The following is a 24237-nucleotide window of genomic DNA, read 5'->3' as shown; positions in this document are numbered from 1 at the left end:
GGCGAAATATAAATTGATTGCCACCTCCTTTATACAACGTGAAGCGATCGGTACAGAAAGGAAATCATGAAGGAACGCAACAAGCTGGTGTTGATCGTGGGCGTATTCATTGCAGCCTACTATATCCCCTGGACCCATCCGGTCATCCGCCAATCGGGTCTCGAAGCATTTCTCATGCTGCAGGAGTATGCCCGCGAGCATGTGCTCACCTGCCTGATCCCTGCCTTTTTCATTGCCGGCGCCATTGCCGTGTTCGTCTCCCAGGCGTCGGTACTCAAGTATTTCGGGGCCCAGGCCGGCAAGTTCCTGTCCTACTCTGTGGCCTCGGTCTCAGGCACCATCCTGGCCGTCTGTTCCTGCACCGTACTGCCCCTGTTCGCCGGCATTTATACCCGGGGCGCGGGCATCGGTCCGGCCACGGCGTTTCTCTACTCCGGACCGGCCATCAATGTGCTGGCCATCACCCTGACGGCCAAGATTCTCGGTTGGCAACTGGGCGTTGCCCGGGCCGTGGGCGCGATCCTCTTCGCCATCGTGACCGGCCTGCTCATGGCGCTGATCTTCCGCAAGGACGATGCGGCGCGCACTATCGGCCAGATCTATGTCCCCGACGAGGAAGCCAGGGAACGCACCCTGCTGCAGGACGCCCTGTACATCGGCACCATGGTGCTAATCCTGATCTTCGCCGCGTTCGCCAAACCGGCTCCCGGCGCCACCGGGCTGTGGCCGGCGATCTTCGCGGCCAAGTGGTACATCACGGCCGCGCTGCTGGTCGTACTAACCTTCATGGTCAAGGCCTGGTTCACCGGCGAGGAACGCAAGAGCTGGATCGAATCCACCTGGGGTTTCATGAAGCAGATCTTTCCGCTGCTGGCCGGCGGCGTGCTGGTGGCCGGCTTCATGCTGGGCCGTCCCGGCCATCCGGCCTTGATTCCCGAGCAGTGGATCGCCTCGCTGCTGGGCGGCAACTCGCTGCAGGCCAACTTCATCGCCGCCCTGGCCGGTGCGTTGATGTATTTCGCCACCCTGACCGAAGTGCCGATCCTGCAAGGGCTTCTGGGTTCCGGCATGGGTCAGGGGCCGGCATTGGCCCTGCTGCTGGCCGGCCCGGCCCTGTCGCTGCCCAACATGCTGGTGATCGGCAGCGTCATGGGGGTGAAGAAGACGGCCACCTTCTGCGGCCTCATCGTGGTGATGTCGACCATCGCCGGGATGCTTTACGGCGCCTTTTACGGGTAGACATCCGGCTAACAACGACTTGAAACCTTGAAAGGAGAAATTCCATGGAAATTAAAGTATTGGGCCCTGGCTGCCCGAAATGTAAGCAGGCGGAAAAAGTGGTCAGGGAAGCCGTCGCCGAATCCGGCGTCACGGCCGATGTGGAAAAGGTGACCGATGTGATGAAGATCGCCGGATACGGCGTTTTCGGCACACCGGCGGTGATCGTCGACGGCCAAGTGAAGTGCGTGGGAAAAATCCCCAGCAAGGCGGATGTCAAAGCCTGGATCGGCAAAACTTCCTGAAAAGAGGACCGGATAGCGATGAATGCGAAAAAGCCTTTCGACGATCAACGTAAAATGACCGGCGTCTTCGAACGATTCCTCTCGGTCTGGGTGGTGCTTTGCATCATCGCCGGCATCGCGCTGGGCAAGGTAGCACCCGGTGTGGCCCGCTACCTGGACAGCCTGGCCATTTCGGTCAACGGGGCGCCCGTCATCTCCATCCCCATTGCGGTCTGCCTCTTCTTTATGATGTATCCCATCATGGTCAAGATCGACTTTGCCGAGGTGATCAAGGCCGGCAAGAGCGGCAAGCCGGTCTTCCTGACCCTCTTCGTCAATTGGGCTGTCAAACCGTTCACCATGTACGGCATCGCCCTCTTTTTCCTGGGGACCCTCTTTTACGGGTTCATCGGCCCCGATGCCGTGGATCACGTGAAAATGCCCTTCGGCCTCGATTTGCCGGTGGGCGCCAATCACGGGGCCGGCAGAGTTGTGCTGATCGAGGGGATCAAGATGCTGGAGGTTCCCCTGTGGCGCAGCTACCTGGCCGGCTGCATCCTGCTGGGCGTCGCGCCCTGCACGGCCATGGTGCTGGTGTGGGGGTTCCTGTCCAAGGGCAACGACGGCCTGACCTTGGTCATGGTGGCCATCAACTCGCTCACCATGCTGCTGCTCTACGGCCTGCTGGGCGGTTTCCTGCTGGGCGTGGGGCGTCTGCCGGTCCCCTGGCAGGCCTTGCTGCTCTCCATCGCCATCTACGTGGCCCTGCCCCTGGTGGCCGGATACCTGTCGCGCCGTTGGATCATCGCCGCCAAGGGTGAAAAGTGGTTCAAGGAGAAGTTCCTGCATGTGCTCACGCCCATTACCATCATCGCCCTGCTCATCACCCTGGTGTTGCTCTTCTCCTTCAAGGGCGAGGTGATCGTGGCCAATCCCCTCACCATCCTGTGGATCGCCATTCCCCTGTTCATCCAGACCATGCTCATCTTCTGGCTGGCCTATGGGCTGGCGCGCCTGTTGAAGCTCCGCTATGCGGACGCGGCGCCTGCGGCCATGATCGGCGCATCCAACCATTTCGAGGTCGCCATCGCCACGGCCACGATGCTCTTCGGTCTCTCGTCGGGAGCGGCCCTGGCCACGGTGGTGGGGGTGCTCATCGAAGTGCCGGTGATGTTGATGCTGGTAAAAATATGCCTGGGCACCCAGGCATGGTTCGGGCAACCGCAGTGAAAGGATGGGAAATGAACAAACTGCTCATCATCGGCGGCAGCGACGCGGGCATCAGCGCCGCCCTGCGCATTAAAGAGATCGACGGCCGGGCCGACGTGACCGTGGTCGTGGCCGACGCCTACCCCAACTTCAGCATTTGCGGCCTGCCGTTCTATCTGAGCGGCGAAGTGGCCGACTGGCGAACCTTGGCCCACCGCACAGCCGAGGAGATCGCCCAACACGGCATCGACCTGCTTCTGGACCACCGCGCGCTGGACATCGATCCGAAGACAAAGACGGTGGGCGTGCAGTCATCCCAGGGCGCCTCGATGCGGATCCCTTACAGTAAACTTCTTATCGGCACCGGCGCTGAATCGGCGCGGCCACCCATTGCAGGGATCGATCTTCCCGGGGTCTTTTTCCTGCGCTGGATGGCGGACAGTTTCTCCGTCAAACGATTCATGGAGGACCACAACCCAAAAACGGCGGTAGTGATCGGCGGCGGCTATATCGGCCTGGAGATGGCCGATGCGCTGACGCATAAAGGCGTGCGGGTGACCCTGATCGAATTTGCCCCGCAGGTGCTCACCACTTTAGATCCGGAACTGGGGCGACTGATCCATGCCGAACTCGGCTCCAGGGGTGTAGAAATCTTGACAGGCCATGCCGTCGAGCGCATCGAACGTTCGGATGGCAGGCTTCTCGTGCGCGTCGCCTCCGGCCAAGCCGTGGCCGCGGACATGGTCGTGGTCGCCGCCGGGGCCAAACCGTCCGTCGAACTGGCTAATACCGCCGGCATCGACCTCGGCGTCGGCGGGGCCATCGAGGTGGACCGCACCATGGCCACTCGGCTTGCGGATATCTGGGCGGCCGGGGATTGCGTTCACACCTGGCATCGCATCCTGGGCCGCTACGTCTACATGCCCCTGGGCACCACGGCCCACAAACAAGGCCGGGTGGCCGGCGAAAACATGCTCGGCGGCCGGTGCCAGTTTCAGGGCAGCCTGGGCACCCAGGTGGTCAAAGTCTTCGACAGCGTGGCGGCCCGCACCGGCCTGCGGGACAACGAAGCGCGTGCGGCGGGATTCGATCCGATCACAGTAGCCCTCACCACATGGGATCACAAGGTTTACTATCCGGGCGCCAAGCAACTGCACATCCGACTGACCGGGGACCGGCACACCGGAAGACTTCTCGGCGCGCAGATGGTGGGGCACCGGAACGCAGAAGTCTCCAAACGCATCGATATCGTGGCCGCGGCCCTGTACAATGAAATGCGCATCGGTGCACTGTGTGACCTGGACCTGTCTTACACACCGCCGCTCTCCAGCCCCTGGGACCCGGTGCAGATGGCGGCCATGCAATGGCTCGGAATGATCCGGCAGTCAGGATAATGCGCTAACAACGCAGCAATAAAATGCACTCGCGCCGTTATTACTGCGAAAGCGGGAGGCCCGCGTAGGAGCGAAATGCCGGTCATTGGATTATTATACTGCCGGTTGCGTACTCTGATATTGCTCAATGGGGGTCGTCGGCCCAGAAGGGGCGCGCGCGCTCGGCCGTCGATTCGGGCGCCGAAAAAGTCGCCATGTCGCCCAACATCACCTCGAAGCCGGTGAAATCACTGCGCACCCAGGGCGCATAGTTACCGCGCACCGTGAGCACGACCCGCAGCTCCAGATCGTCAGCGCCATCTTCCAGCAGAAGCAGGCCGAGGTTGTAGCCGTTGCGGCCCAGGCTGCGGTAAAACCGTTGGGTGTTCAAGACCCCCTTCGCCAGGCCCGCCCAATGGTCGTCCGTGGTGTGACGCAGAGTGGTGATGCCCGGCAGGATGCCCCAGATTTCGAAAAAACCCTCGGGCGCAAATGCGGCCAACCACAGCCAGGGGCCTGTTTCGCCGATCCAGCGCAGTCCGGCACCTCTTTCCAAGGTCAGATAGTCGCCGAACAGACGCGTACCGTTTTTTTTTCGATGTTTGGCGGCACGGGAGCTTAAAAAACGCTGGTGGTTAGCCGGGATGCGGTCGGCCTGCACCTGCAGATGGGGATGGAGCAGGGAGCCGCCGGCCGATGGCAGATGGTTCTGGGTGATGGCCATGTAAACAGCCTCCGGGTCGTGGGCGAGCACCCGCAGCAGGTAGTTTCGGCAGTTCAGGAAACTGTCCGCGTAGGATTGAAGGCGGGCCGTGCCGATCTCGACATAATGCCGGTCGTCGAACAGGCTCACCGCCGAATAGCGCCCGTAGGGAAAGAGGTTGGGGAAAAGGGTGGAACTCCCCCGGGTCATGCGGCCCGGAGGCCACAGCTCGGATGCGAGACGGGGGGTTCGGGCGGCCATTTGCGCCTGGCAGAAAGGGCACCTCTCCATCTCGTGCGCAAACGGCGGCGGTTCGGGCAGGCCCTCTGCCCCGGGCTCGCGCTCTTCTCCCCGGCTGTAAGTGATCCGGCAGGTGCGGCCGGTAATCGGATTGGTGCGGACCTCGACAGGACGTTCGACCGCCTCACCGCTGGGCAGTATGATCCGGGAATGAAACGTCTCCTGCTTGAATGCCAACATGGCTGCTTTCCCCTCAGGCAGGTTCTCCAAAGCCGGTGCGCAGCAGCGAATCGCGGCTGATCATACCCTTGAAGCGGCCCTCGGCATCGATCACCGGCAGACGCTTGAGTCCCTTTTCGATCATCCGCCCGATGGCCTCCTCGATCAGCATCTCTTCGCGCACGGTGATCAGGTCCGTGGTCATGACATCGCCCGCCCGGGTTTCGCTCAGACATCTCTGAAGGTCGCCGCTTTGACAGGCGTCTTGCATAAAGGGCTGTTTCATCCTGGCCAGAAGCCCCCAAATGCCCTCCTGGGCCGGCTTGAAGAAGCGCAGCAAGTCGCGATCCGAGATCAGTCCCAGCAGTTTTTCTTCTTTATCCAGCACGGCCACCCTCTGCAGATCGTTGCGGTCGATGATGCGAACCACCTCTTCGAGCGGGGTCTCAGCGGTGACGGTCTGTGTATCCCGGCGCACGATATCCGCAACCCGCCGCAACCGCGCCACCTCGACCTTCTGGGCCCGGAAGGCATTCCAGTCCGGAGCTTCGCGCATCACCGTGCGGAAGATATCCAGCCGCGACAGCATGCCGGTCAGCCGTCCACGGGCATCCACCACCGGAAGACGCTTCACCTTCTTGTTCAACATGAGTTCCACCGCTTCGCTCAACGGCCGGTCCTCGGAAATTTTTACCGCCGGGGCCGTCATGACGGCCTCGGCACGCCGGCCGGCCAGCTGGGCCAGCACCGCATCCCTGCGGCCCTCGTCGGATTCCGCCAACAGCCCCAGGCGCAGCGGCATGCCGCCTTTGCGGATCAAATCCCCCTGGGTGACCACGCCGATGGGACGGTCGCTTTCATCGACCACCGGGAGCCCCGAAAAGATCGACGGCAGCAGCATGCGGACGGCATCGCTCAATGGGGTGGCCGGTCCTATGCGCTCAGGATCGGGCGTCATCACATCCCGCACCATCAACTGGCGCGGAAAAAAGGCATTGTCGGCCCGATGGCTGAGGACGTTCAGGTCGTGAACGGCCACGATACCCTCTTCCATCATACCGTTCAGGCCGTCGATGACCTTTTCGCTCTCGGCGGCGGGCAGAACGATGTAGATCCGGATCGGCATGTTGTGGGAAAGAACTTCCAGGCGCCCGGTGGCCACCTCCCCGCTTTCGTAACATCCGGCGATGCCGCGCGTCACGACGCAGCGCGCGGCGATCTTCAGCCCATGAATATAAGCGACGACGGCGTCGATCAGCGGCTTCTTCTTATAGCGGGCCGCCTCGCTGGTGAAAATCTCGATTCCTTTGTAGTTCAGCATCGCACCCCCTAATTCAGGCCGCCCAGACGCATGCCGAGGATGGTCAGGGCCAGGCCGCCGATATTGTTGACCAGAATGTTGGCCAGGGGTTGAAGCGTCAGGCCGGCGCGACCGGCATTGACCGTCTCCAGGGTGAACGAGGAAAAGGTCGTCAACGCCCCCAGGTACCCGGTGATCAGTAAAAGACGCATCTCGGGCGTCAACAGACGGGCCCGATCGGCCAGGGCGAAGAGAAGGCCGATGAGAAAACATCCCGATAGATTGACCAGCAGCGTGCCCCAGGGGAATTGCACCCCCCAGGCCTTGGCCGCCAGTAGACCGATGGCATAACGGCTGGCCGCGCCCAAACTCCCGCCGAGCATGACCAGGCCCACTGCCTTGAACCACTCACCCATGATGTGCGTGTCTCCTTGTCTGAATCGATCCGCCGAACGATCAATCGGTGTTTCGCAGCGGTTCGGCCTGGGCCTGCGCACTCGCGAATGGCGCGATGGCCTTGCGCACCGCATCGACGAAACGGCCGAATGCCGCCGTGGGATGCCGTCGCCCCTCCGGGCTGAGATCCCGGAACATGGTCTCGCGCAAACCGCGGCTGATTTCCAACTGAACGCCCATGCCACGGCCGCACAGGTTGCAGATATTCTTCCGATCGGTCCCGCCGTAAGAGAGATCTTCATTTTCCAGGACGGCAAACCCCGCCGAACGCAGCTCCGCCATGATTCGACCCTTCAACGCTTCGTCCAGTCCCCCCATGTGCACCAGCGGTGCAGTCTCGGCGCTGCCGTGGATCGACAGGATGATGTCGGACCGGCAGACCATCTCCATGGCCTTGGGTTCGTCGAACTGGGTGCTGGTGATATGCAGGCCCAGGTTTCCGGCACTTTTGATGCCTTCAAAGGCATAAAAAGAGTGCTCCCACCCGGCGATGGCATTGGCGATGCGCGTCGTCCCCGGCTCGATCTCACCGCCGTGAATGCTCAAGACGGCAATACCCGAACTGCCCGATCGCCAGCGGATGCGGTAGTCGGCGCCTTCCTGCTCGTTCTGCTGGAGATCGCCGAAGGTCTTGTAAACGTCCATTTCGCCACGCGCTCCATTTGGGAAAAGCCATGCGCTGCGGCCACGAAAAAACCGCCTGCGGGCCGTTCACAGCAACATCCTACCGCACCATGGTTCCGGTAGGAGTCATCAGCCCGGCCCGGGCGGTTATCAGGGGGACCCCATCCCCTTTGCTTTTGAATTCGTGTCTCTGATTGTCTATCCGCCTGGTACCTGAAATGCAAGCACAAAAGATAGATGTGGGCGATTCTAAGTGAACGATATTCATTGAACCCGACGTGAATCGCACTCAGTAAGAATCCATGAGCTGGGATGATTGCATGATTTGAAAGATTATCAATAAATCGCGAAGCATGCGGAACTCTCCACCGATCATTTAATTAAAGGTCTAAAAGCTAGGATATTTTCTTACGAAACGCCAAAATACCGGTCCTTGTCGTAAAATAAAACTGAAACGAATTTCAAAGCTGCATGCTGATCGGGCGGTGCTACAACCGGACGAATTTCTGGAAATCGCCTCGTTCGGCTGTTAAAAGAAGCGTTGTCAACTCCGATTTCCCGCCCCATGCTATAATATTATTATTGTTGTTCAGAACAGGTATGGAATTCCAGGTGCTGCAACCAGTTTGATTCGGGGCTTTGAAACCATTGGTACAGGTTTGCCCTTGATCTGGTGAAGATCGAAAACCCCATCCACTTGCACCCACTGGTCGTTACCAAAAGCATCTGGCTGATCCCAATACAGCGCAATCGCCAGAGGCAATGCGTCCGCGGCACAGCAGTTAATCAGAAAGCGATATACGGCCGTGTCCCTGCCCCCGAAATGTGGTTTGAGCTGCTCATCGCGCAGGATCATACCCGTGATAATCACCCGTTGACCCTTGTAAAAATTGGGGTTGAGAAAAATCTCAAGGATCGTTCGCTCTTGAGGCGTTTCTTGCTGGGTGCCTTCTATTTCTTTCGATGGTGACGCAATGTCCGGAACGTTTTCTGATCCCTGAGGTGAAAGCATGAAGGGTGATTGACGACTGATAGCTCCGTTATTTGTTCCAATGAATCTTTTCTTAAACGCTTGATTACCCAGCATGGCTTCCGGCATGGCCGCATAATACAAAACCGGGACCAGCAGCACCAACGAACGCAAAACAGCGGATGTGTCCGTCTCTGCAGCTTTTGGACGAATCATGGCTGCAAGCATAAAGCCCATGGCGATAAAGTGAGCCAGTGCCAGGAGGGTTCCAAATTCCGGCCGCAGGAAAGCCACGTAGCGCTGGCTGGCCAAGATATAGATCAGAAACCCGGTCCAGGTGGCGAACACGGCAGGATGCAGCCACCGTTTCATCGTTTGTTCCGGCGTTCTCATTGGAGTACCCCATTCAGCATTTCAAGACCGACTGCAATCACCAGAACTGCCACAAGAATGAGTGAAGCAAGGACAACAATGGCTCTCCGCGTGAAAACGCTTTGATACATGAGCAGAAGCTTGAGATCGAACATGGGGCCGGTCAACAAAAAGGCCATTTGGGCCGGAATGGGCATCAAACCTCGGAAAGACGCGGCAATGAAAGCATCCGCCTCGGAGCACAGGTTGAGCAGGACCGCCAAGGCCATCATCAATACCACGGACAATACCGGAGTTGCCGTCAAGCTCAAGAAGCTCGAACGGTCGATATAGGTCTGCGCCAGCGCAGCGATGAAAGCGCCGATGACGAGATAGTGCCCCACAGCCAAAAAATCATCCATGGCATGGGTAAAGGCCGCCCCGGCCTTGTCGACCCAATCATCGGAAACCGGATGACTGCAGCCACATCCACAAACCGTGTTATTGCCTGCCGGATTTGTGATGATTGGAAAGGGTTGCGGTGTTTCAGAACACGCCTCGCCATTCGCATGGTGATGACAGCCACAGGATAAGGCGTTGTTTTTGAATGTGGCCCCATTGTTCTTGATGGCTTCGACGCTGGTGAACAACCTGCCCATGAGCATTCCGATTGCCACTGCAATACCGTAGCCCAAACTCAAACGTAGGACTACAATGCGCCAGTCGAATGTATAGGCCAAAGCCGTCGAGGCCGCTACGATAGGATTCACGATGGGGCCACCGAGAAGATATGCGATGGCCGCGGAGAAAGGCAGACCTTTGCCGGTCAAACGTCGAACCACCGGCACGACCGCGCATTCGCAAACCGGAAAAACAAGCCCTGCTCCGGCCGCTATACACACGGTCAACCAACCTTTTCGGGGAAGGAGGGTGGCCATTTGTTCCCGGCTGATAAAGGCTTCGATGAAACCGCCGACAAGCGAACCGACCAACATGAACGGGATGGCTTCGAGGACGATGCTGACAAAAACAATGGCCAACGCATTTAAAGAACCGGCTTCGGTTTCCTTGGGAAGAAAGAAGAGGGCCGCCACCAGGAACAAAGCTGGAAGGTATTCGACCTTGCTTTGTATAGGCTCGTTGGGATGTGTTTTATGGGGTTCAGATTCGGTTTTAAGATTATCGGACACTACCTTCTCCGCGAATAAGATCAACCCCCGAGCTCACCAGGAACCAAACGAAGGCGACCAGAATCACGGTCGCACCGGTGGCCGTGCGGGCCCATTCTTGCGCGGAGATCAGCAATCCGATAACCGCCGAGGTGGTGCTGACCAGAAGCGCCCACCACACCATACCGCCTGCCGTTCGAGCGAGGTTGCGCGCTGCAGCAGCCGGTACAATCAGCATGGCCGTCACCAGCAGAACACCGACGGCCCAAACCGAAAAAATCACGACAAAGGACAAAAGCCCCGCATATACATACTGGTAGGCGGCTACCCGCACACCATGCACTTTGGCGACAACTGTGTTGAGGCCGATATATAACATCCGGTTGTAACCGTAGATCTGAAAGAAGATCAGCACCGCGAGAAGCACGATCATTGCCCAAATATCGTTATTGCCGATGGTCAGAATGTCTCCGTACAGAAACCGTTGAATGTCTCTGGCTACATTCTTGTCCCGGCTGACAACCGCAAGGCCGAATGCGACCACACCGGAAAAGAACACGCCGATAACGGTGTCGGTCGACAGAGCGCTTCGGCGCTGACTGGCCATAATCGCAAGCCCTACGAGGAGACCAAAAATAGGCATGGTCCAATGCGGGCTGACGGCGAGAATGAGCCCCAGTGCCACGCCCGTGAAGGCTGAATGGCTGATGGCATCGGCGAAAAAGGCCATGCGGAAGTTAACCACCTGAACACCCATCAAAGCCACCATGGGCGCAAGCAGCACAAGCCCCACGAGCGCTTGCTGCATAAAGCGCATCTGCATGGATTCCAAGGGAAGCAGTTTTGCAATGAGGTCGTACAGGACACTCAGTTCAGGCATCGCGGTCCGCTCCTCTGCAGCACGGCGATGAACAACTGCGGCTACCGTCCGGCAAGACCCGGCTGTCCACCAATCCCATGTGCAGGCCGAAAATCGCCGTGAGGGTTTCCGCGGTGAGCACCTCGCGAGGGGAGCCTTCAGCCGCAACCTTGCGGTTAAGGCAAATCACGTGAGTGGCGTGGTGCGTCACTGTGGGAAGGTCATGACTGACCATCAATTGGGTGAAGCCATGCTCGCAGCGCAGTTTATCCAGCAGTTCGCAAAAAACATGTTCGCCTTGAAAATCCACCCCGGATGCCGGCTCATCCAGGACCAACAGGTCCGGCTCTTGTCCGAGCGCCAGCGCCAGGAGCACGCGCTGCATCTCCCCACCCGAGAGTGCTCCAATCCTTCTTTTTTCCAACCCGTCCATCTTGATGGAAGCCAGGAGTTTTTGTGCTCGGTCACGATATGTTAGGCGGACGCCAAACCATAAAGGGCTTCTCTGCCAACCCATGACCATGAACTCCAGCACGGTGAGCGGCATGCCCCGGTCGAATTGAAGCCGCTGCGGGACATAGCCCATGCGCAAGCGCCGGCCCTCCTTCGCGCGTGAGACGCGGATGCCGCCTGAAAAGGGCACTTCTCCCAGAAGGGCCAACAGCATCGTCGTTTTTCCCGCGCCATTGGGTCCGACGATGGCGGTGCAGCTTCCCTGGGGAATTTTGGCCGATACATTTTCCAGGATGGTATTTCCGCCAAGGGAAACCGTGACGTTCTCGAACATCACGGCGGCCCCATTGGCATGGCACGGATTCGCCATACTTACTTGACCCCCAGTGTCGACTCAAGGGTTTTCATGTTTTGGCGCATGACCGTTTCGTAATAGGTGAGTGGCGCATTCTCGGGGCCGGTGGCCACTGGGTCCAGCACGGCGACAGGGACACCGGTTTCTCTCGACAGGGCTCTGCCGATCTTTTCCGGATATTGCGGCTCGGTGAAGATTGCTCCCACACCATTTTCTTTTATAATTTTGACAAGTTGCATCATCTCTGAAGCCGAAGGCTCCTGGCCGTGGGCCTGCATGACGGCGACGATCTCAAGTCCCATGTCGCGGGCCAGGTAATCAAATACGCCGTGCGGCTGGACGATGCGATTGTTTTTGAGGCGCTTGCCAAGGACAGCCATGTCATCAGCCAGCTTGTTCATGGCTTCCGCATAGATCTGGGCGTTTTTAAAATAGGTGACCGCACCATTCGGGTCGGCCTTGGACAATTCGGCGGCGATGTTCATGGCCAGCTTGGCCGTCATGCGGGGGCTGGCAAAGAGATGCGGATTCACCCCGGCATGATGGGGATGATGACCGTGCTCGTGATGCGCCTCCGCGTGGTGATGGTCATGACCGGATTCCGGTTCCTGGAGCACCGGTTCAATGTCTTTGACAGCGGCGGTTTTGAAGAAATGCTCCCCGGCTTCGAATTCAGAAGGCATATGTTCGGTGAAAAAAACATAGGTCCCGGCCTTGTCGATCTTGATTTCAAATTCCGTCGTGTTGCGGGCCTCGTCGAATTGCAGGAGATGCAGTTCACCGGAGCGCAAACGGCCGCCCTGTTTCAGGGGCTGTCCGTTTTGTTCGAACACGTCCATGACCTTTTCCTCCACGTGCTCGATGGGGTCCTTGGGTTCGGATGCAACGTAGATCATTTTCATGGCCGGGTCGGCATATTTCCCGTCGACCTTGGCGAATGACCACTTATAGACGCCGGGATCGAGCTTGAATGCTCCGGCCCATTCAAATGGGTGCTCGCCGTGATGGCCATGTTGCTGCTCCTCGGCATGTTGTCCTGTTTCCGCAGGCTCGTGGCCATGACCGTGATCATTTTGTTGCTCCTCGGAATATTGAAGGGTTTCCTGGATGCCTGTCGAGCTGTCGATGACACGGATGATAGGATTTGCTTTTGTCACCGGCGCGCCAAGGAACTCCTCCATGCCGAGACCGTTGACTACCAGGATGTCGGCTTTGGCCAGCTTTTGCATGTCCTGGGGTGTCAAGGCATAGTCGTGGGGGCACCCCATTTGACTCGGCAACATGAGATCGACCTTCACCCCATCCCGCCCCTGGGTAACATTACGTATGATCTGGTAGATGGGGAAGGTAGTCGCCAGCACGGTTTGTTCGGCAGCGCTTGCCTTTCCAAAGGCCGGGGATACTATCAATCCAAAAGCAATACAACTGGTTAGTATCACCAGGAATTGTCTTCTTTTCATCGCCTCTCCTCCTTTATATGGACATTGCCAATACCAAACACTTTTGTGCTTCACCGGTGTTGAAAGGCCTTATTTCACTGTAAAGCTACCAATTAAACCCTAAAGTCGCATAGATGAACCTTCCCGGCTCGTTGACGATAGCGGGATTTGCGCCGGTACCACCGATCACGTCCCATTCATAGGAATTCGCGACCGTGTATTTTCGGTCGAACACATTGTCCACACCAACATTGAGCGTGTACGATTTAAACTGGTAACCCATGCGCAGGTTCATGATATCCCACGCCGCAAGCTGCTTCTCGCCGGCATCCGCATCGACGTCCCTGGCCGCTTCGGAATGGACCCACTCGGCGGTTCCGAACAGGCCGACGTCTTTCTGATCCAGAGGTTTATCGCTATTGTAATTCAGCGCCAGTCTGCCCTTTAGCGGTGCTATCTGCCCGAGGTCATCATCGTCGTTGTTATCGGGGCGGCTATCCTTGCGGCCGCGCTGATAAGCGAGACCTCCCTCAAGGGAAATCCCATAATCCAGATCGAAACCAGCCTTGATGTCTCCCCCCCAGATGTGGGCATCAATGTTCGTGTAGCTTTGATAACCGGCAAGGTTGTTCTCCTGGTAGATATAGTCTTCAAGATTGGAATAAAAACCCTTGGCCTGGAGCATCCATCGACCGCGTTCATACTTAAACCCCAAATCGAACTCGTTGTTGGCCGTGGGATTGAGATCGGGGTTCCCGAAGAAAGTGGGGTTACCCTGAATATATCGCTCACACGATGTCGGCGTTCGATAACTGCGTCCGACACCGCTGAAAAGCATCGCGTTTTCATTTAGGAAATATTTGACCGAGACGTATCCACCGAAGAGGTGATCAATCTGACGATTTTCATCAGTAATGGCGCGAGTAAAAACCAGGTCTTCATCAGCCTCCTGCTGGAAGCGATCGTACCTCAAGCCAAATCCAACAGTCCATTTATCGATAATCTTGTCCATTTGGATGTATCCGCCAATGTTTAATGATTGGACGGAAGGGATGAGGTTGTCATTGAGCTTAACGCCTGTCAGACTGTTATAGACGTCCCCCCACCAATCCCGGTGGTACATATCGATCCCATAGGTCAACGTAGCAAAATCGGTTTTGGTCACATTTTGAATGGCGCCGCCCGTGATTACCGACTCAACCTCGTTGTTTTTGGGTACGGGCACATTGCGTAAGTCCTGGAAGGGGCGATGGTCCACTTCGTTGCGGTATAATGAAAGGGTGAGTTTTTTCGACAGATTGCCAAGATTGCGCATCTCCCAGCTCGCCTTGGTCATGTTGGTAGTCTCTTCTTCTGTGTCGAATGCAACCCGGGGGGTTAGAATGTCTTCTGCCTTCCCGTAGGTGTGCTCCAGCAGGATTTTGTGGCGTTCGCTCGGCGTGAACTGCAGTTTGCCCCAGGTGTCGTGTTTCTGAAACGCCTTTGCGTCACGTCCTTTTTCGTTATAAGAAGCGGCCAGACCTTCTCTTACTTTCCAGAGGGGGTCGCCGGAGCCGTCTTCGTACTGATCGGACTCGGAGAAATTGTACCCAAAAAGCCCTTGAACTGTGTCGCTGCCGCCGCTGGTTGTAAAACCGCCGCTGTGGAAACCGTAGCTTCCGCCTTTTCCAAGTATCTCTCCCTCAAAACCAGGTTTGGGCTTTTTGGTGATTACATCCACGCACCCGCCCAAACATCCCGGCTTTGTGACGTCAAAAGGCCCCTGTTGCAACGTCAATTTTTGCACAGTCAGCATGTTGATATGGGAAAGCGAGGGGTCCTTACGGCTGCCACATGCTCCTTCAAGGATCCCGCCATCCAGCATGACTTTAATATTCTCCTGTCCGAAACCGCGCATGGAAACCTCGTTTCCGTATCCGCTCTTGCGTATCATCTGCACTTCGACCAACTCATCCGAAAGGATTTCAGCCAAATCAACCACCTTATGCGATCTGAGTTTCCGGCTTTCGATTTCCTGTTTTTCATCATCAGATGTGGTTCCGGTCACGACAACGGTCTCAAGTTGAAATATTTCCTTAGGGGGATCAGCTGATGAAGAATTTTCATCACCCTTTTTTTCTTGGGCGTACGAAAATCCGGAAACCACCAGCAGAATCAACACAATAAAAGAAGATATTTTAATGCCAACAGTTTTCATTTTATCCCCCAAATTTGGACTAAAAGTAATAAAATGCAAATGCAAAAGCATTTGCATTTAAGCGAAGCGGCCAAGTTTTGTCAAGCCTATTGCGAAAGTCATTGCAATAAAAGCGGTAACAACCTAAAATCCTGAAAGTGGAGGATCGGACCTTGAGGCGCAATACGACACAGAGAATGGCCATCGAACAGGTCTTCAGGCAGCATGCAAGGCCGTTGGGCGTGGAGGAGGTGCTTACATACGGCCGTAGACTCGTGCCATCACTCAATCAGGCAACGGTCTATCGGAATCTCAAGATACTCATCGATGACGGATGGTTGAAACGAATCTCCCACCCGTCTCTCGGGGCTCTGTATGAACGCACCGGGAAAGGGCATCACCACCACTTTCACTGCCGCGTGTGCAACCGCGCCTTTGAACTTCCCGGTTGCGCCCTGAAGGAAGAGGAAGCAGCACCAGACGGATTTGTTGTTGAAGAACACGAAATATTCTTATTCGGGGTTTGCCCGACTTGCATGGGGATGGCAGAGTAACCTTGCCGTTTCGCCAAATCATCAGACGCCTGCCAGAAATGATGAATCGGTTCCTGTTGCCATAGGCCGCATTTTTCGGATTTTTCAACAGCACATCGAATCGTCTGTGATTCGGGCAGCCGGTTTGCCCGGTGGGGGCCGCAGGCATAGGAATCGCGGCCGGTCTCATAACCGTCGCAACCGGTTTTATCCGGAGACTTGGGCGTTCTCGACTTGAAACAGACTCAGTATCGGACCCAATCCACCCCAAGAGGAGAAAAACCAAAAAAATCCATGAAATCAGGGCTGCTATTGCTACTTTGGTTCTATCAAGGGATGGGTGATGAGCAGGACAGACTGATTCGCCGTGTGAGGAACGAAACGCGCTTAGCTCAAAAAATTGGGGTTAATGGAAAAGTGAAATATTTCAACCCGATTGAAAAAAATGACCTTTGGCACAGCCAAGCAGCAAACTGACCGTCAGATGTTGGGAATATTGCAATCCCAGCAGATCTAACATCAGAAACCGTCTTTAACACGGATTCCCGATAGTTCTTAGGGGGGTCTACCTGGACGAGATCATAGCCGCCAAGGCCATCCGCAGCAGCTCGCGATCGGTGGAAACCGGCTGCGATGCGACGGCATCGTCTTTTCGCGTGAAGGCGACCCGCTTGTAATCGGCATCCAGGCTGCAGCCCACTGCTGTGGCCAGGATGACCAGAGCACCCAGACAGACGATCCCATTTGCCGGAAACGGCGATAGCCACTTCAAATGATGAAGGTCGCCTCTTATTCATTGCACCCGCCTCGATGGATCACCTCAAGTCACTATCCATCGCTTGCGCCATCGGCACCTTCCCCCGGCAGTGCCAGATCGAACGAGAGAAGCGGCTTCATTGCCTTGATATCGGCGGAAGCCACAACATTTTCGGCGCCGCTGCCGGGGAACCATCCGCTGACCAGCTCTTTGCTGTAGGATTTGGTCTCGATGCGGACCTCCAGGAAACCCACCTCATATAAAATGTCACGCAGCCGGTCGATGTGCTCGGCGCCCGCGATGCAGCCGGTCAGCAGAGCGGCCTGTTGGCGCATATGCTCCGGCATCTCGGCAATGGCCACCACATCGGAGACGGCGATGCGGCCCCCCGGTTTCAATACGCGCAGGGCCTCCGCAAAAACCTTGCGTTTGTCCGGTGCCAGGTTGATGACACAATTGGAGATGATCACATCCACGCTGTTGTCGGCCACCGGTAGGTGTTCGATTTCACCCAGCCGGAACTCGACATTGGCGGCCCCCATCTTCCCGGCATTCTCCCTTGCCCGGGCCAGCATTTCCGGGGTCATGTCCACGCCGATCACCCGCCCTGTTTCGCCGACCTGTCTGGCCGCCAGGAAGCAGTCAAAGCCGCCCCCGCTGCCCAGGTCGAGGACGGTCTCCCCCGGTTTCAGCTTGCCGATGGCTGTAGGGTTGCCGCAACCCAGACCCAGGTTGGCGCCCTCGACAACTGCGCCGAGCTGCTCCTGGGTATACCCCATCACCTGGTTGACGGAATCGAGAATGGCGCCGGACGAACAGCAGCAAGACATTGTCGCGGTGGGCGGGCATCCGCACGAGCCGCCGGCGATCTTACCGTAGCGTTCCCTGACCATAATCCTTTGTTCATCTTCATATTTCGCACTCATATTCGTTTCCTTTCAATGACGCGCGCACGCGGCGGGCATCGGTGCCGACAAAATCTTCTCCAGGCGCTCTCTATCCGCTTGGACCACCGGATCATCCGAGATGGTTTTCAGGATCCAGTCCAGCGCTGCCACGACAAACCCGGGAGCATCTTCGCCGTTGTTGAGTCGGTAGTACATCCAGCGACCATCCTTGCGCGCCACCAGCAACCGGGCATTCTTCAACAAGAAAAGATGCTTCGAAACTGTCGAAGGCGCCAGGGTGAACAGTTCGTTCAAATGACAGACACAAAGCTCCCCCCTGGCATGCAGCGCCATGAGAATCCGCACCCGGTTTTCGTCGGACAGGGCCTTGGTGAGATTCATGAATTGAAGCATTATATACCTCACGATTCGCCATTTGTCGAAATATCGAAGCAAATAATATGCGCCGCTTACCTGCCTGTCAAGCAGCATCGTTCATGCCGGGATGGACCGTCCCGAGCGGGCATGAAAGCTAACTCTTAGGATCTTTGGGCAGTCGCAGGGGCGCGATGGAACAAGGAATAGACCGTGGGAATCAACACCAGGGTGATCAACGTCGATGCGGCCAGGCCGCCGACAACCGCCCGGGCCAACGGTGCCTGGGCGTCGGCACCCTCGCCGATGCCCAATGCCAGGGGCATCAGGCCGAGGATGGTGGTCAGGGTGGTGATGAGAATCGGCCTCAGGCGCCGGCGGCCGGCCTCGACCAGGGCGTCGCGCACCGCCATGCCGTCGCGAAGCAGCCGGCCGGCCTGGTCGACCAGAAGGATCGCGTTGTTGACCACGATGCCGCCCAGCATGATGCAGCCGATGTAGGATTGCACGTTGAGCGTGGTATCGGTGAGGAACAGGGTCACCAAAACGCCGATGGCGGCCAGGGGTACGGAAAACATGACCACCAGGGGATCGCGCAGGGATTCGTACTGGCAGGCCAGTACCATGTAGACCAGGACCAGGGCCAGGACAAGCGAAACGATCAACTCCCGAAATGCCTTGCGTTGCTCTTCGAAGGTCCCGGCCACCGCCAGATCATAGCCCACGGCGCGCGGAATCGAATCGAGCAGCGCCTGTATGTCGCGCGCCACCGATCCTTCGTCGCGTCCGGCCACGTTGGCCCTGACCGTGACCAGGCGCTGCTGGTCCTTGCGGTCGATGAGGATCGGTCCCCGGCTCGCCTCGGCATTGACCAGGTTGCGGAGGGAAACCTTTTCACCCGCGGCCGTGGTCAGGGTCAAATCTAAGATCTCGTTCAGGGAACGCTTCTCGGCATCCTTGAGCTGGACCAGGATGCGGTACGAATCGCCGCCGGTGCGGTATTCGCCGGCCTTGGAACCGGCCACGGCGGTCTGCAGGAGTTCGGTCACGTCGCGGACGCTGAGCCCGAGGTCGGCGATTTTGTCGCGATTCACGAAGATCTTCTGCTGGGGGATGCCCGCCTCGAGGCTGGTCTGCACATCCGTGACACCGGGTACGTCCACGATGGAGGCGGCTGCCTGGGCGGCCAGGGCGTCGAGGGTGGCCAGGTCGTGACCGCGGATCTCTACGGTCAACCCTTCGTCGCCGCCCAGGAGTCGCTGAAGGATGAATTGTCCCTGGGGCGCCCGCACACGAATCTCCATACCGGGGATCTGGCCTTCCAAACGGCACCGCAGATCGTCGGCGATCTCTATGTTGGTGCGTTTGCGCCGGGCCTGCGGCACCAGCGACAGGTTGATCTGCCCTTCCGCGCCCGCATCGGGCCGCCACCCATAGGCGCCCACGTTGACCACCGAGGCCACGGTTTCGGGAACGGCCGGGCCGACGACCCCCTCCATGATGCGGGTCTGTTGATCGACCAGGTCGAGCCGGGTGCCAATGGCCATCTTGCCTTTGACATACACCTCGCCCTCGTCGCTGGGGGGCAGCAACTCGCTGCCGATGAACGGTAGCAATAGAAAGCTGACGCCGAACAGCCCGGCGGCGATCAGCACCGTAGCCAGACGGTGGTCCAATGCCTTGCGCAGGACGCCCAGGTAGGTGGTTTGAAGCAGGCCGGTCATGCGATCGGCGGCGGCGATCCAGCGGTTGCTGCGGGCGGCCGGCTCGATGGCGCAGGCCCCGCTCACGGTGAGCAGCCGGGATGCCAGCATGGGCACCAGCGTCAAAGCAAGGCCCAGCGAACAGAGCAGCGCGAAGATGATCACGTAGGCCAGTTCCTTGAAAAGGATGCCGGTGACCCCGCGCACGAACACCAGCGGCAGGAAAATGACCAGGGTAGTGATCGTGCTGGCCACGATGGCCGGCCCCACCTCCATCGTGCCGGCCACCGCGCCTTCTACGGGTGTCTCGCCCTGTTCACTGCAGCGGCGGAAGATGTTTTCGAGCACAACGATGCTGCTGTCGACCATCATGCCCACCCCCAGGGCCAGGCCGCCCAGGGTCATCAGGTTCAGGGTCAGGCCGCCGAAAAAGATCAGGGCAAAGGTGGTGACGACTGAAATCGGGATGGAAAGGGATATCACCAGGGTACTACGGATGTTGCGCAGAAAGAAGAGCAGCACGGCGATGGCCAGCCCGCCGCCGTAGAGCACCGAACGGGCGACGTTGGCGATGGAGCGCTCGATGAAATTGCCCTGGTTGCTGACCGGGACGATGCGGATCTGGGGATAGGCCCGATTGGCCTCGTCGATTTCGGCCAGTACACGCTTGGCCACCTCGACCGTATTGGCCTCGGCCTGTTTGCGGATGGCCACTCGCAGACCGCGCCCGCCGTTGACGCGCACGAGGCGGGTCAGCTTCTCGTAGGTGTCCTTCACGTCGGCGATCTGGCCCAAAGTTACGAAGGCGCCGTCGCGCCGTACGAGGACCGTGTTGCGGATCTGATCGATATGGGTGAACTCGGCCGGCGCCCTCAGCATCACCTCGAAACTGCCCTGCTCGATCTTACCGGCCGGCAGGTCGAGGTTGGCGTCTTCGATGGCTGCTATCACCTGGCCCATGGACAATCCCACCGCCTTGATTCGATCAGGATCCAGCTCGATGCGCACCTCGCGATTGAAGCCGCCCCATACGTCCACCTGGGCCACCCCGGGAATACGCGCGAAGCGGTAGCGGATCTGGTTTTCGATGAGGTCGGTCAGTTCCACGGGATCTAGCGAGCTGGAGACGCCCAGCAGGACGACCGGAAAACTGGCGATGTCGAACTTGCGGACCTGGGGCCGGATAATATCGTCGGGCAGTTCGTTGATCTCGTCCTCGAGCTTGCCCTGGACGTCGATGGCCGCCGTGTCGATGTCGATGCCCCAGGAAAAGCTGACGCGGACCGTGCTCCGCCCCTCGGATGACGTGGAGGAGATCTCCTCCACGCCCGGCACCGTGGCCACGATCTCTTCGACGTTCTGGGTCACCAGACGCTCGATCACTTCGGGACTGGCGCCTTCGTATTCGGTGCGGATGGTCAGGGTGGGCAATTCGATGTTGGGCAGCATGTCGATCTGGAGGCGGCTCAGGGATACCGCCCCGAGAATGACAAGGATCAGGGTCACCATGCTGGTTAAAATCGGACGCCGGACACTGATATCGGGCAGATTCATCGGGCGTCACCCCTCGAACCGTCGTTGGCGGGCGTCGCCTGGGTTACCTGGGGAATTTTCGGGATGGAAATCCGCGCACCGTCCGTGACCATCTGCTGCCCCAGGGTGACAACCCGGCCGGTCAACCCCTCGCCGGTCACCTGCACGCGGTCGCCTTCGCGGATACCCACCCCGACTTCCCGCCAGGCCACCGTCGTGCCCTCTTCGTTGACGATGAAAACACCGTAGCGGTCTTCCCGCCGGGTCACGGCCTGCTCCGGAACGATAGTCGCATCGGCCAACCGCTCCAGTTCGACCGTCGCGCTGATGAACATGCCCGGCTTGAGGCGATGCGAGGGATTGTCGATACTCATTTCGATCCGCGCCTGGCGGGTGGACTTGCTGAAGACCGGCGCGATGCGCACGATCTTGCCCACGAAGGTTTCGCCCGGATAGGCATCCGTGGTCAGCGCGACGTGCTGACCAGGCGTCAGGTAGGCATAATCCTTTTCGGTGACATGAATGATGCCCGCGATAGGATCGAGCTCCACGATCAACAGCAGGGGCGTGTTGGCCGCCACGGTCTGGCCGGCGTCCACGTAACGTTCGCCCACAACGCGATAGTCGTCGCCACCGGCCCAGCCGGCCGTGACCTGGGTATACCCCAGGCGAATATTGGCGGTTTGCAGCGACGCCCTCGCCCTGGCGACCTGGGCCTCGGCCACCTTGAGCTGGGCCTGGCGGGCCGATCGCTCCTGCCGGACGGCGTCGAACTGGGAATCGGAAGCGATCCCGCGATTCAGCAGCGACTCGGTCCGCTTGAACTCGCGTGCCGCAATTTCCAGGGCGCTTTCGGCCTCGGACTGTTTGGCCAGGGCCACTTCCAGGTCGGCCTGGGCCTGGGCCACGGCCTGCACGTATTCGTCGTTGTCCAACTCGGCCACCACCTGTCCCCGGGCCACTGCATCGGCGATGGTCACCGCCATTTTCTCCACGCGGCCGCTCACCTTGGGCGCCACCACGAATTCGGCCATGGCCTCCAATTCCCCGCTGAAGCTGCGCTTCAAGGCGATCGTGCCGCGTTCGATCGGCGCCACGGCCACGGGCACCGGCCGCAGGGCCAGGTCGTCCTGCCCCGCATCGCCCCCCTTCTGGAGCAAACCGGTCATCCACCACCCCAATGCGGCCAGGATCAGCAGGACGAACGTCAGAATAACGATTTTGGGACCACCCGGTTTCATGCTAAATACATCCTTCCGTGTCTATCGGTATTGAGATTGATGACGCCTCTGCGATTTTTTACGGGGTTGTCAAAATTGGAAATTTTGCACGTTTCAGACGAATCTTGCAAGACAAAGCATAAGGATCGACCATGATGGAAACCTCCTGCCGGCGCCTGGCGCCGATTTTTCCGAGCGATTGTCTGTTTTTCGGGTGCCTGCTTTTCAGGTGTCTGCTTGTCGGGCGTCTGCTGCTCGGGCTCCTGCTGCTCGGGCTCTTCCCGGCCGGTACGGCACTGCACGCCGCCGAAAATGCCCCAGCACCTTCCTCCGGCGGTTTCCAAAGCATAGTGGGTGCGACGGGGCCTCTTAAAATCACCATGGTCGAAGCGGTCCTGATCTGCCTGGAGAACAACGCCTCGCTGGCCGTGCAGCGGTTGAATCCCGCCATCCGGCAGACCTCGGAAACGGAGGCGGCGGCCATCTTCGATCCCACGTTGAATGCCGATGTCGCGGCCGGCCGGACCGAGGGCGAACGCCTGGCCAGGTCCGGTTCCGAGACCGAATCCTTTACCAACGACGAGGCCCAAGGGATCATCTCCCTCTCCCAATACTTTCCCACCGGCACCACGGTGGCCTTGGAAGCCGACACGCAATACACCGACTCTTCGCTCTACGATGACAGCTTCTACGAAACGCGCTTCGGCATGACGGTCAACCAGGCCCTGCTCAGGGGCCTCGGCCGGGATGTCAACCTGGTCCGCCTGCGCCAGGCACGCTTGGAGACGCGCATGTCGGAATACGAGCTGCGAGGTTTTTCGGAAGCATTGGTGGCCGAAGTCGAGCACACCTACTGGGACTACGCGCTGGCCCAGCGCCAGATCGAAATTGTCGAAGAGTCGCTCAAGGTGGCCCGGCAGCAGCTCAACGAAACCGAACAACTGATCGAGGTGGGCCGCCTGGCCCGGGCCGAACTGGCCGCAGTCCAGGCCGAGGTGGCCGCCCAGGAACAGGCCCGCATCGAAGCGCGGGCCAACCGGGAATCCATGCGGCTGCGGCTGCTGCGCCTGCTCAATCCCCCCGGGCCGCGCATCTGGGAGCGCGACGTGACGCTGATCTATGAACCCACCCTGCCCGACATCCGCCTGGAACCGGTCGAACAGTACGTGGCGGTGGCTATGCGCATGCGCCCGATCCTCAACCAGACCCGCCTGGAGATCGAACGCGGCGACCTGGAACTGGTAAAGACCCGCAACGGCCTGCTGCCGCGCCTCGACCTGTTCGTCACCCTGGGCAAAAGCGGTTATGCCAATTCCTTCGGCGATACCTTCGACCGCCTGGACGGCGACAGTTACGATGCCCAGGCCGGCCTCACCTTTCAATTGCCCCTGTTCAACCGGGAAGCCGAAGCACTTCATCGCCGGGCGCAGCTCACCCGTGAACAGACCCAGAAGGCGATGAACAACCTGGCCCAGCTGGTGGAGGTCGACGTGCGAACCGCCCACATCGAGGTCGACCGCACCCAGCAGCAGATCGGCGCCTCGTCGGCCACCCGCCGGTTCGACGAAGAGAAGCTGCGCACCGAAACCGAAAAATTGCGCGTGGGCCGGTCGACCAGCTACCTGGTGGCCCAGGCCCAGCGCGATCTGCTGGCCAGCCGCCTCGCCGAGGTGCGCGCCCTGGTCAACTACATCAAGGCCCTGATCGATCTATACCGCCTCGATGGTTCGCTGCTCGAACGCCGCGGCATCGCCGCACCAGGACGGGAACCGGTGCAATTGCAAAAAATGAAATAGGTCTGCTTGACAGGACTGGGCACTTTCGGTTCATA

Annotated in this window: 22 protein-coding genes and 1 riboswitch; of the genes, 7 read left to right on the top strand and 15 right to left on the bottom strand. The window is 58.7% G+C overall.

Going from position 1 to position 24237, the window contains the following annotated elements; translation table 11 throughout:
• Positions 1 to 66: 66 nt before the first annotated feature.
• From DFT_RS06735 to DFT_RS06720, 4 genes are read left to right on the top strand one after another with little or no spacing between them, the layout of a single operon-like run.
• A complete protein-coding gene (locus DFT_RS06735) occupies positions 67 to 1239 on the top strand; it encodes a permease (RefSeq protein WP_054030470.1) in 1173 nt (390 codons plus the stop codon).
• Between the two features lie 44 nt (positions 1240 to 1283).
• The gene (locus DFT_RS06730) at positions 1284 to 1523 is read left to right on the top strand and encodes a thioredoxin family protein (protein ID WP_054030469.1); all 240 of its coding nucleotides are present in this window, start codon (positions 1284 to 1286) and stop codon (positions 1521 to 1523) included.
• 18 nt (positions 1524 to 1541) lie between these two features.
• Entirely contained in the window at positions 1542 to 2732 is a 1191-nt protein-coding gene (arsB, locus tag DFT_RS06725) for an ACR3 family arsenite efflux transporter (protein WP_054030468.1), read from the top strand.
• An 11-nt stretch (positions 2733 to 2743) separates the two neighbouring features.
• Positions 2744 to 4105, top strand: coding sequence for an FAD-dependent oxidoreductase (locus DFT_RS06720; protein WP_054030467.1), 1362 nt, complete (start codon positions 2744 to 2746; stop codon positions 4103 to 4105).
• Between the two features lie 124 nt (positions 4106 to 4229).
• Here the strand turns inward: DFT_RS06720 and DFT_RS06715 are convergent, their stop codons facing one another.
• The 10 genes from DFT_RS06715 to DFT_RS06670 form a co-directional block, all read right to left on the bottom strand.
• Entirely contained in the window at positions 4230 to 5267 is a 1038-nt protein-coding gene (locus DFT_RS06715; RefSeq protein WP_054030466.1) for a galactose-1-phosphate uridylyltransferase, read from the bottom strand.
• Positions 5268 to 5280: 13 nt separating this feature from the next.
• Positions 5281 to 6567, bottom strand: a complete 1287-nt coding sequence (locus tag DFT_RS06710) for a DUF190 domain-containing protein (protein WP_054030465.1) — start codon at positions 6565 to 6567, stop codon at positions 5281 to 5283.
• A gap of 8 nt (positions 6568 to 6575) precedes the next feature.
• A complete protein-coding gene (gene crcB / locus DFT_RS06705) occupies positions 6576 to 6962 on the bottom strand; it encodes a fluoride efflux transporter CrcB (protein WP_054030464.1) in 387 nt (128 codons plus the stop codon).
• A 40-nt stretch (positions 6963 to 7002) separates the two neighbouring features.
• Positions 7003 to 7647, bottom strand: a complete 645-nt coding sequence (locus DFT_RS06700) for a poly-gamma-glutamate hydrolase family protein (protein WP_054030463.1) — start codon at positions 7645 to 7647, stop codon at positions 7003 to 7005.
• A 92-nt stretch (positions 7648 to 7739) separates the two neighbouring features.
• Positions 7740 to 7804, bottom strand: a riboswitch (Fluoride riboswitch).
• A gap of 411 nt (positions 7805 to 8215) precedes the next feature.
• Entirely contained in the window at positions 8216 to 8968 is a 753-nt protein-coding gene (locus DFT_RS06695; protein ID WP_161807092.1) for a TIGR03943 family putative permease subunit, read from the bottom strand.
• A 17-nt stretch (positions 8969 to 8985) separates the two neighbouring features.
• The gene (locus tag DFT_RS06690; RefSeq protein ID WP_054030461.1) at positions 8986 to 10137 is read right to left on the bottom strand and encodes a permease; all 1152 of its coding nucleotides are present in this window, start codon (positions 10135 to 10137) and stop codon (positions 8986 to 8988) included.
• On the bottom strand, positions 10127 to 10996 hold the full coding sequence (locus DFT_RS06685; protein WP_054030460.1) for a metal ABC transporter permease: 870 nt from the start codon (positions 10994 to 10996) through the stop codon (positions 10127 to 10129). The genes DFT_RS06690 and DFT_RS06685 overlap by 11 nt, the downstream gene beginning before the upstream one ends.
• Positions 10989 to 11798, bottom strand: coding sequence for a metal ABC transporter ATP-binding protein (locus DFT_RS06680; RefSeq protein ID WP_054030459.1), 810 nt, complete (start codon positions 11796 to 11798; stop codon positions 10989 to 10991). The genes DFT_RS06685 and DFT_RS06680 overlap by 8 nt, the downstream gene beginning before the upstream one ends.
• Positions 11799 to 11800: 2 nt before the next feature.
• Positions 11801 to 13243, bottom strand: coding sequence for a metal ABC transporter substrate-binding protein (locus DFT_RS06675; protein ID WP_054030458.1), 1443 nt, complete (start codon positions 13241 to 13243; stop codon positions 11801 to 11803).
• 85 nt (positions 13244 to 13328) lie between these two features.
• Positions 13329 to 15419 (bottom strand): TonB-dependent receptor, encoded by a 2091-nt coding sequence (locus DFT_RS06670; RefSeq protein WP_161807091.1) that lies wholly within the window; start codon positions 15417 to 15419, stop codon positions 13329 to 13331.
• A 137-nt stretch (positions 15420 to 15556) separates the two neighbouring features.
• Between DFT_RS06670 and DFT_RS06665 the strand changes: the two genes are divergently transcribed.
• Together DFT_RS06665 and DFT_RS06660 are read left to right on the top strand one after the other, a co-directional pair.
• Complete coding sequence (locus DFT_RS06665) at positions 15557 to 15952, top strand: Fur family transcriptional regulator (RefSeq protein WP_268750668.1); 396 nt, start codon at positions 15557 to 15559, stop codon at positions 15950 to 15952.
• 213 nt (positions 15953 to 16165) lie between these two features.
• Positions 16166 to 16408 (top strand): hypothetical protein, encoded by a 243-nt coding sequence (locus DFT_RS06660; RefSeq protein ID WP_152971887.1) that lies wholly within the window; start codon positions 16166 to 16168, stop codon positions 16406 to 16408.
• Between the two features lie 88 nt (positions 16409 to 16496).
• On the opposite strand, the gene DFT_RS06655 is transcribed toward DFT_RS06660, so the two are convergent.
• The 5 genes from DFT_RS06655 to DFT_RS06635 form a co-directional block, all read right to left on the bottom strand.
• Positions 16497 to 16703, bottom strand: a complete 207-nt coding sequence (locus DFT_RS06655; protein ID WP_054030454.1) for a hypothetical protein — start codon at positions 16701 to 16703, stop codon at positions 16497 to 16499.
• A 56-nt stretch (positions 16704 to 16759) separates the two neighbouring features.
• Positions 16760 to 17614, bottom strand: a complete 855-nt coding sequence (locus DFT_RS06650) for an arsenite methyltransferase (protein ID WP_054030453.1) — start codon at positions 17612 to 17614, stop codon at positions 16760 to 16762.
• Between the two features lie 12 nt (positions 17615 to 17626).
• A complete protein-coding gene (locus DFT_RS06645; RefSeq protein ID WP_054030452.1) occupies positions 17627 to 17989 on the bottom strand; it encodes an ArsR/SmtB family transcription factor in 363 nt (120 codons plus the stop codon).
• Positions 17990 to 18114: 125 nt separating this feature from the next.
• The gene (locus DFT_RS06640) at positions 18115 to 21207 is read right to left on the bottom strand and encodes an efflux RND transporter permease subunit (protein ID WP_054030451.1); all 3093 of its coding nucleotides are present in this window, start codon (positions 21205 to 21207) and stop codon (positions 18115 to 18117) included.
• Complete coding sequence (locus tag DFT_RS06635) at positions 21204 to 22427, bottom strand: efflux RND transporter periplasmic adaptor subunit (protein ID WP_054030450.1); 1224 nt, start codon at positions 22425 to 22427, stop codon at positions 21204 to 21206. The genes DFT_RS06640 and DFT_RS06635 overlap by 4 nt, the downstream gene beginning before the upstream one ends.
• 131 nt (positions 22428 to 22558) lie before the next feature.
• Between DFT_RS06635 and DFT_RS06630 the strand changes: the two genes are divergently transcribed.
• A complete protein-coding gene (locus DFT_RS06630) occupies positions 22559 to 24202 on the top strand; it encodes a TolC family protein (RefSeq protein ID WP_054030449.1) in 1644 nt (547 codons plus the stop codon).
• Positions 24203 to 24237 lie beyond the last annotated feature (35 nt).

It is taken from the genome of Desulfatitalea tepidiphila (genome assembly GCF_001293685.1).
GTDB classification, from domain to species: Bacteria; Desulfobacterota; Desulfobacteria; order Desulfobacterales; family Desulfosarcinaceae; genus Desulfatitalea; species Desulfatitalea tepidiphila.
The sequence above is the reverse complement of the archived record's forward strand: the minus strand, read 5'-3'. Positions and strand labels throughout refer to the sequence as shown.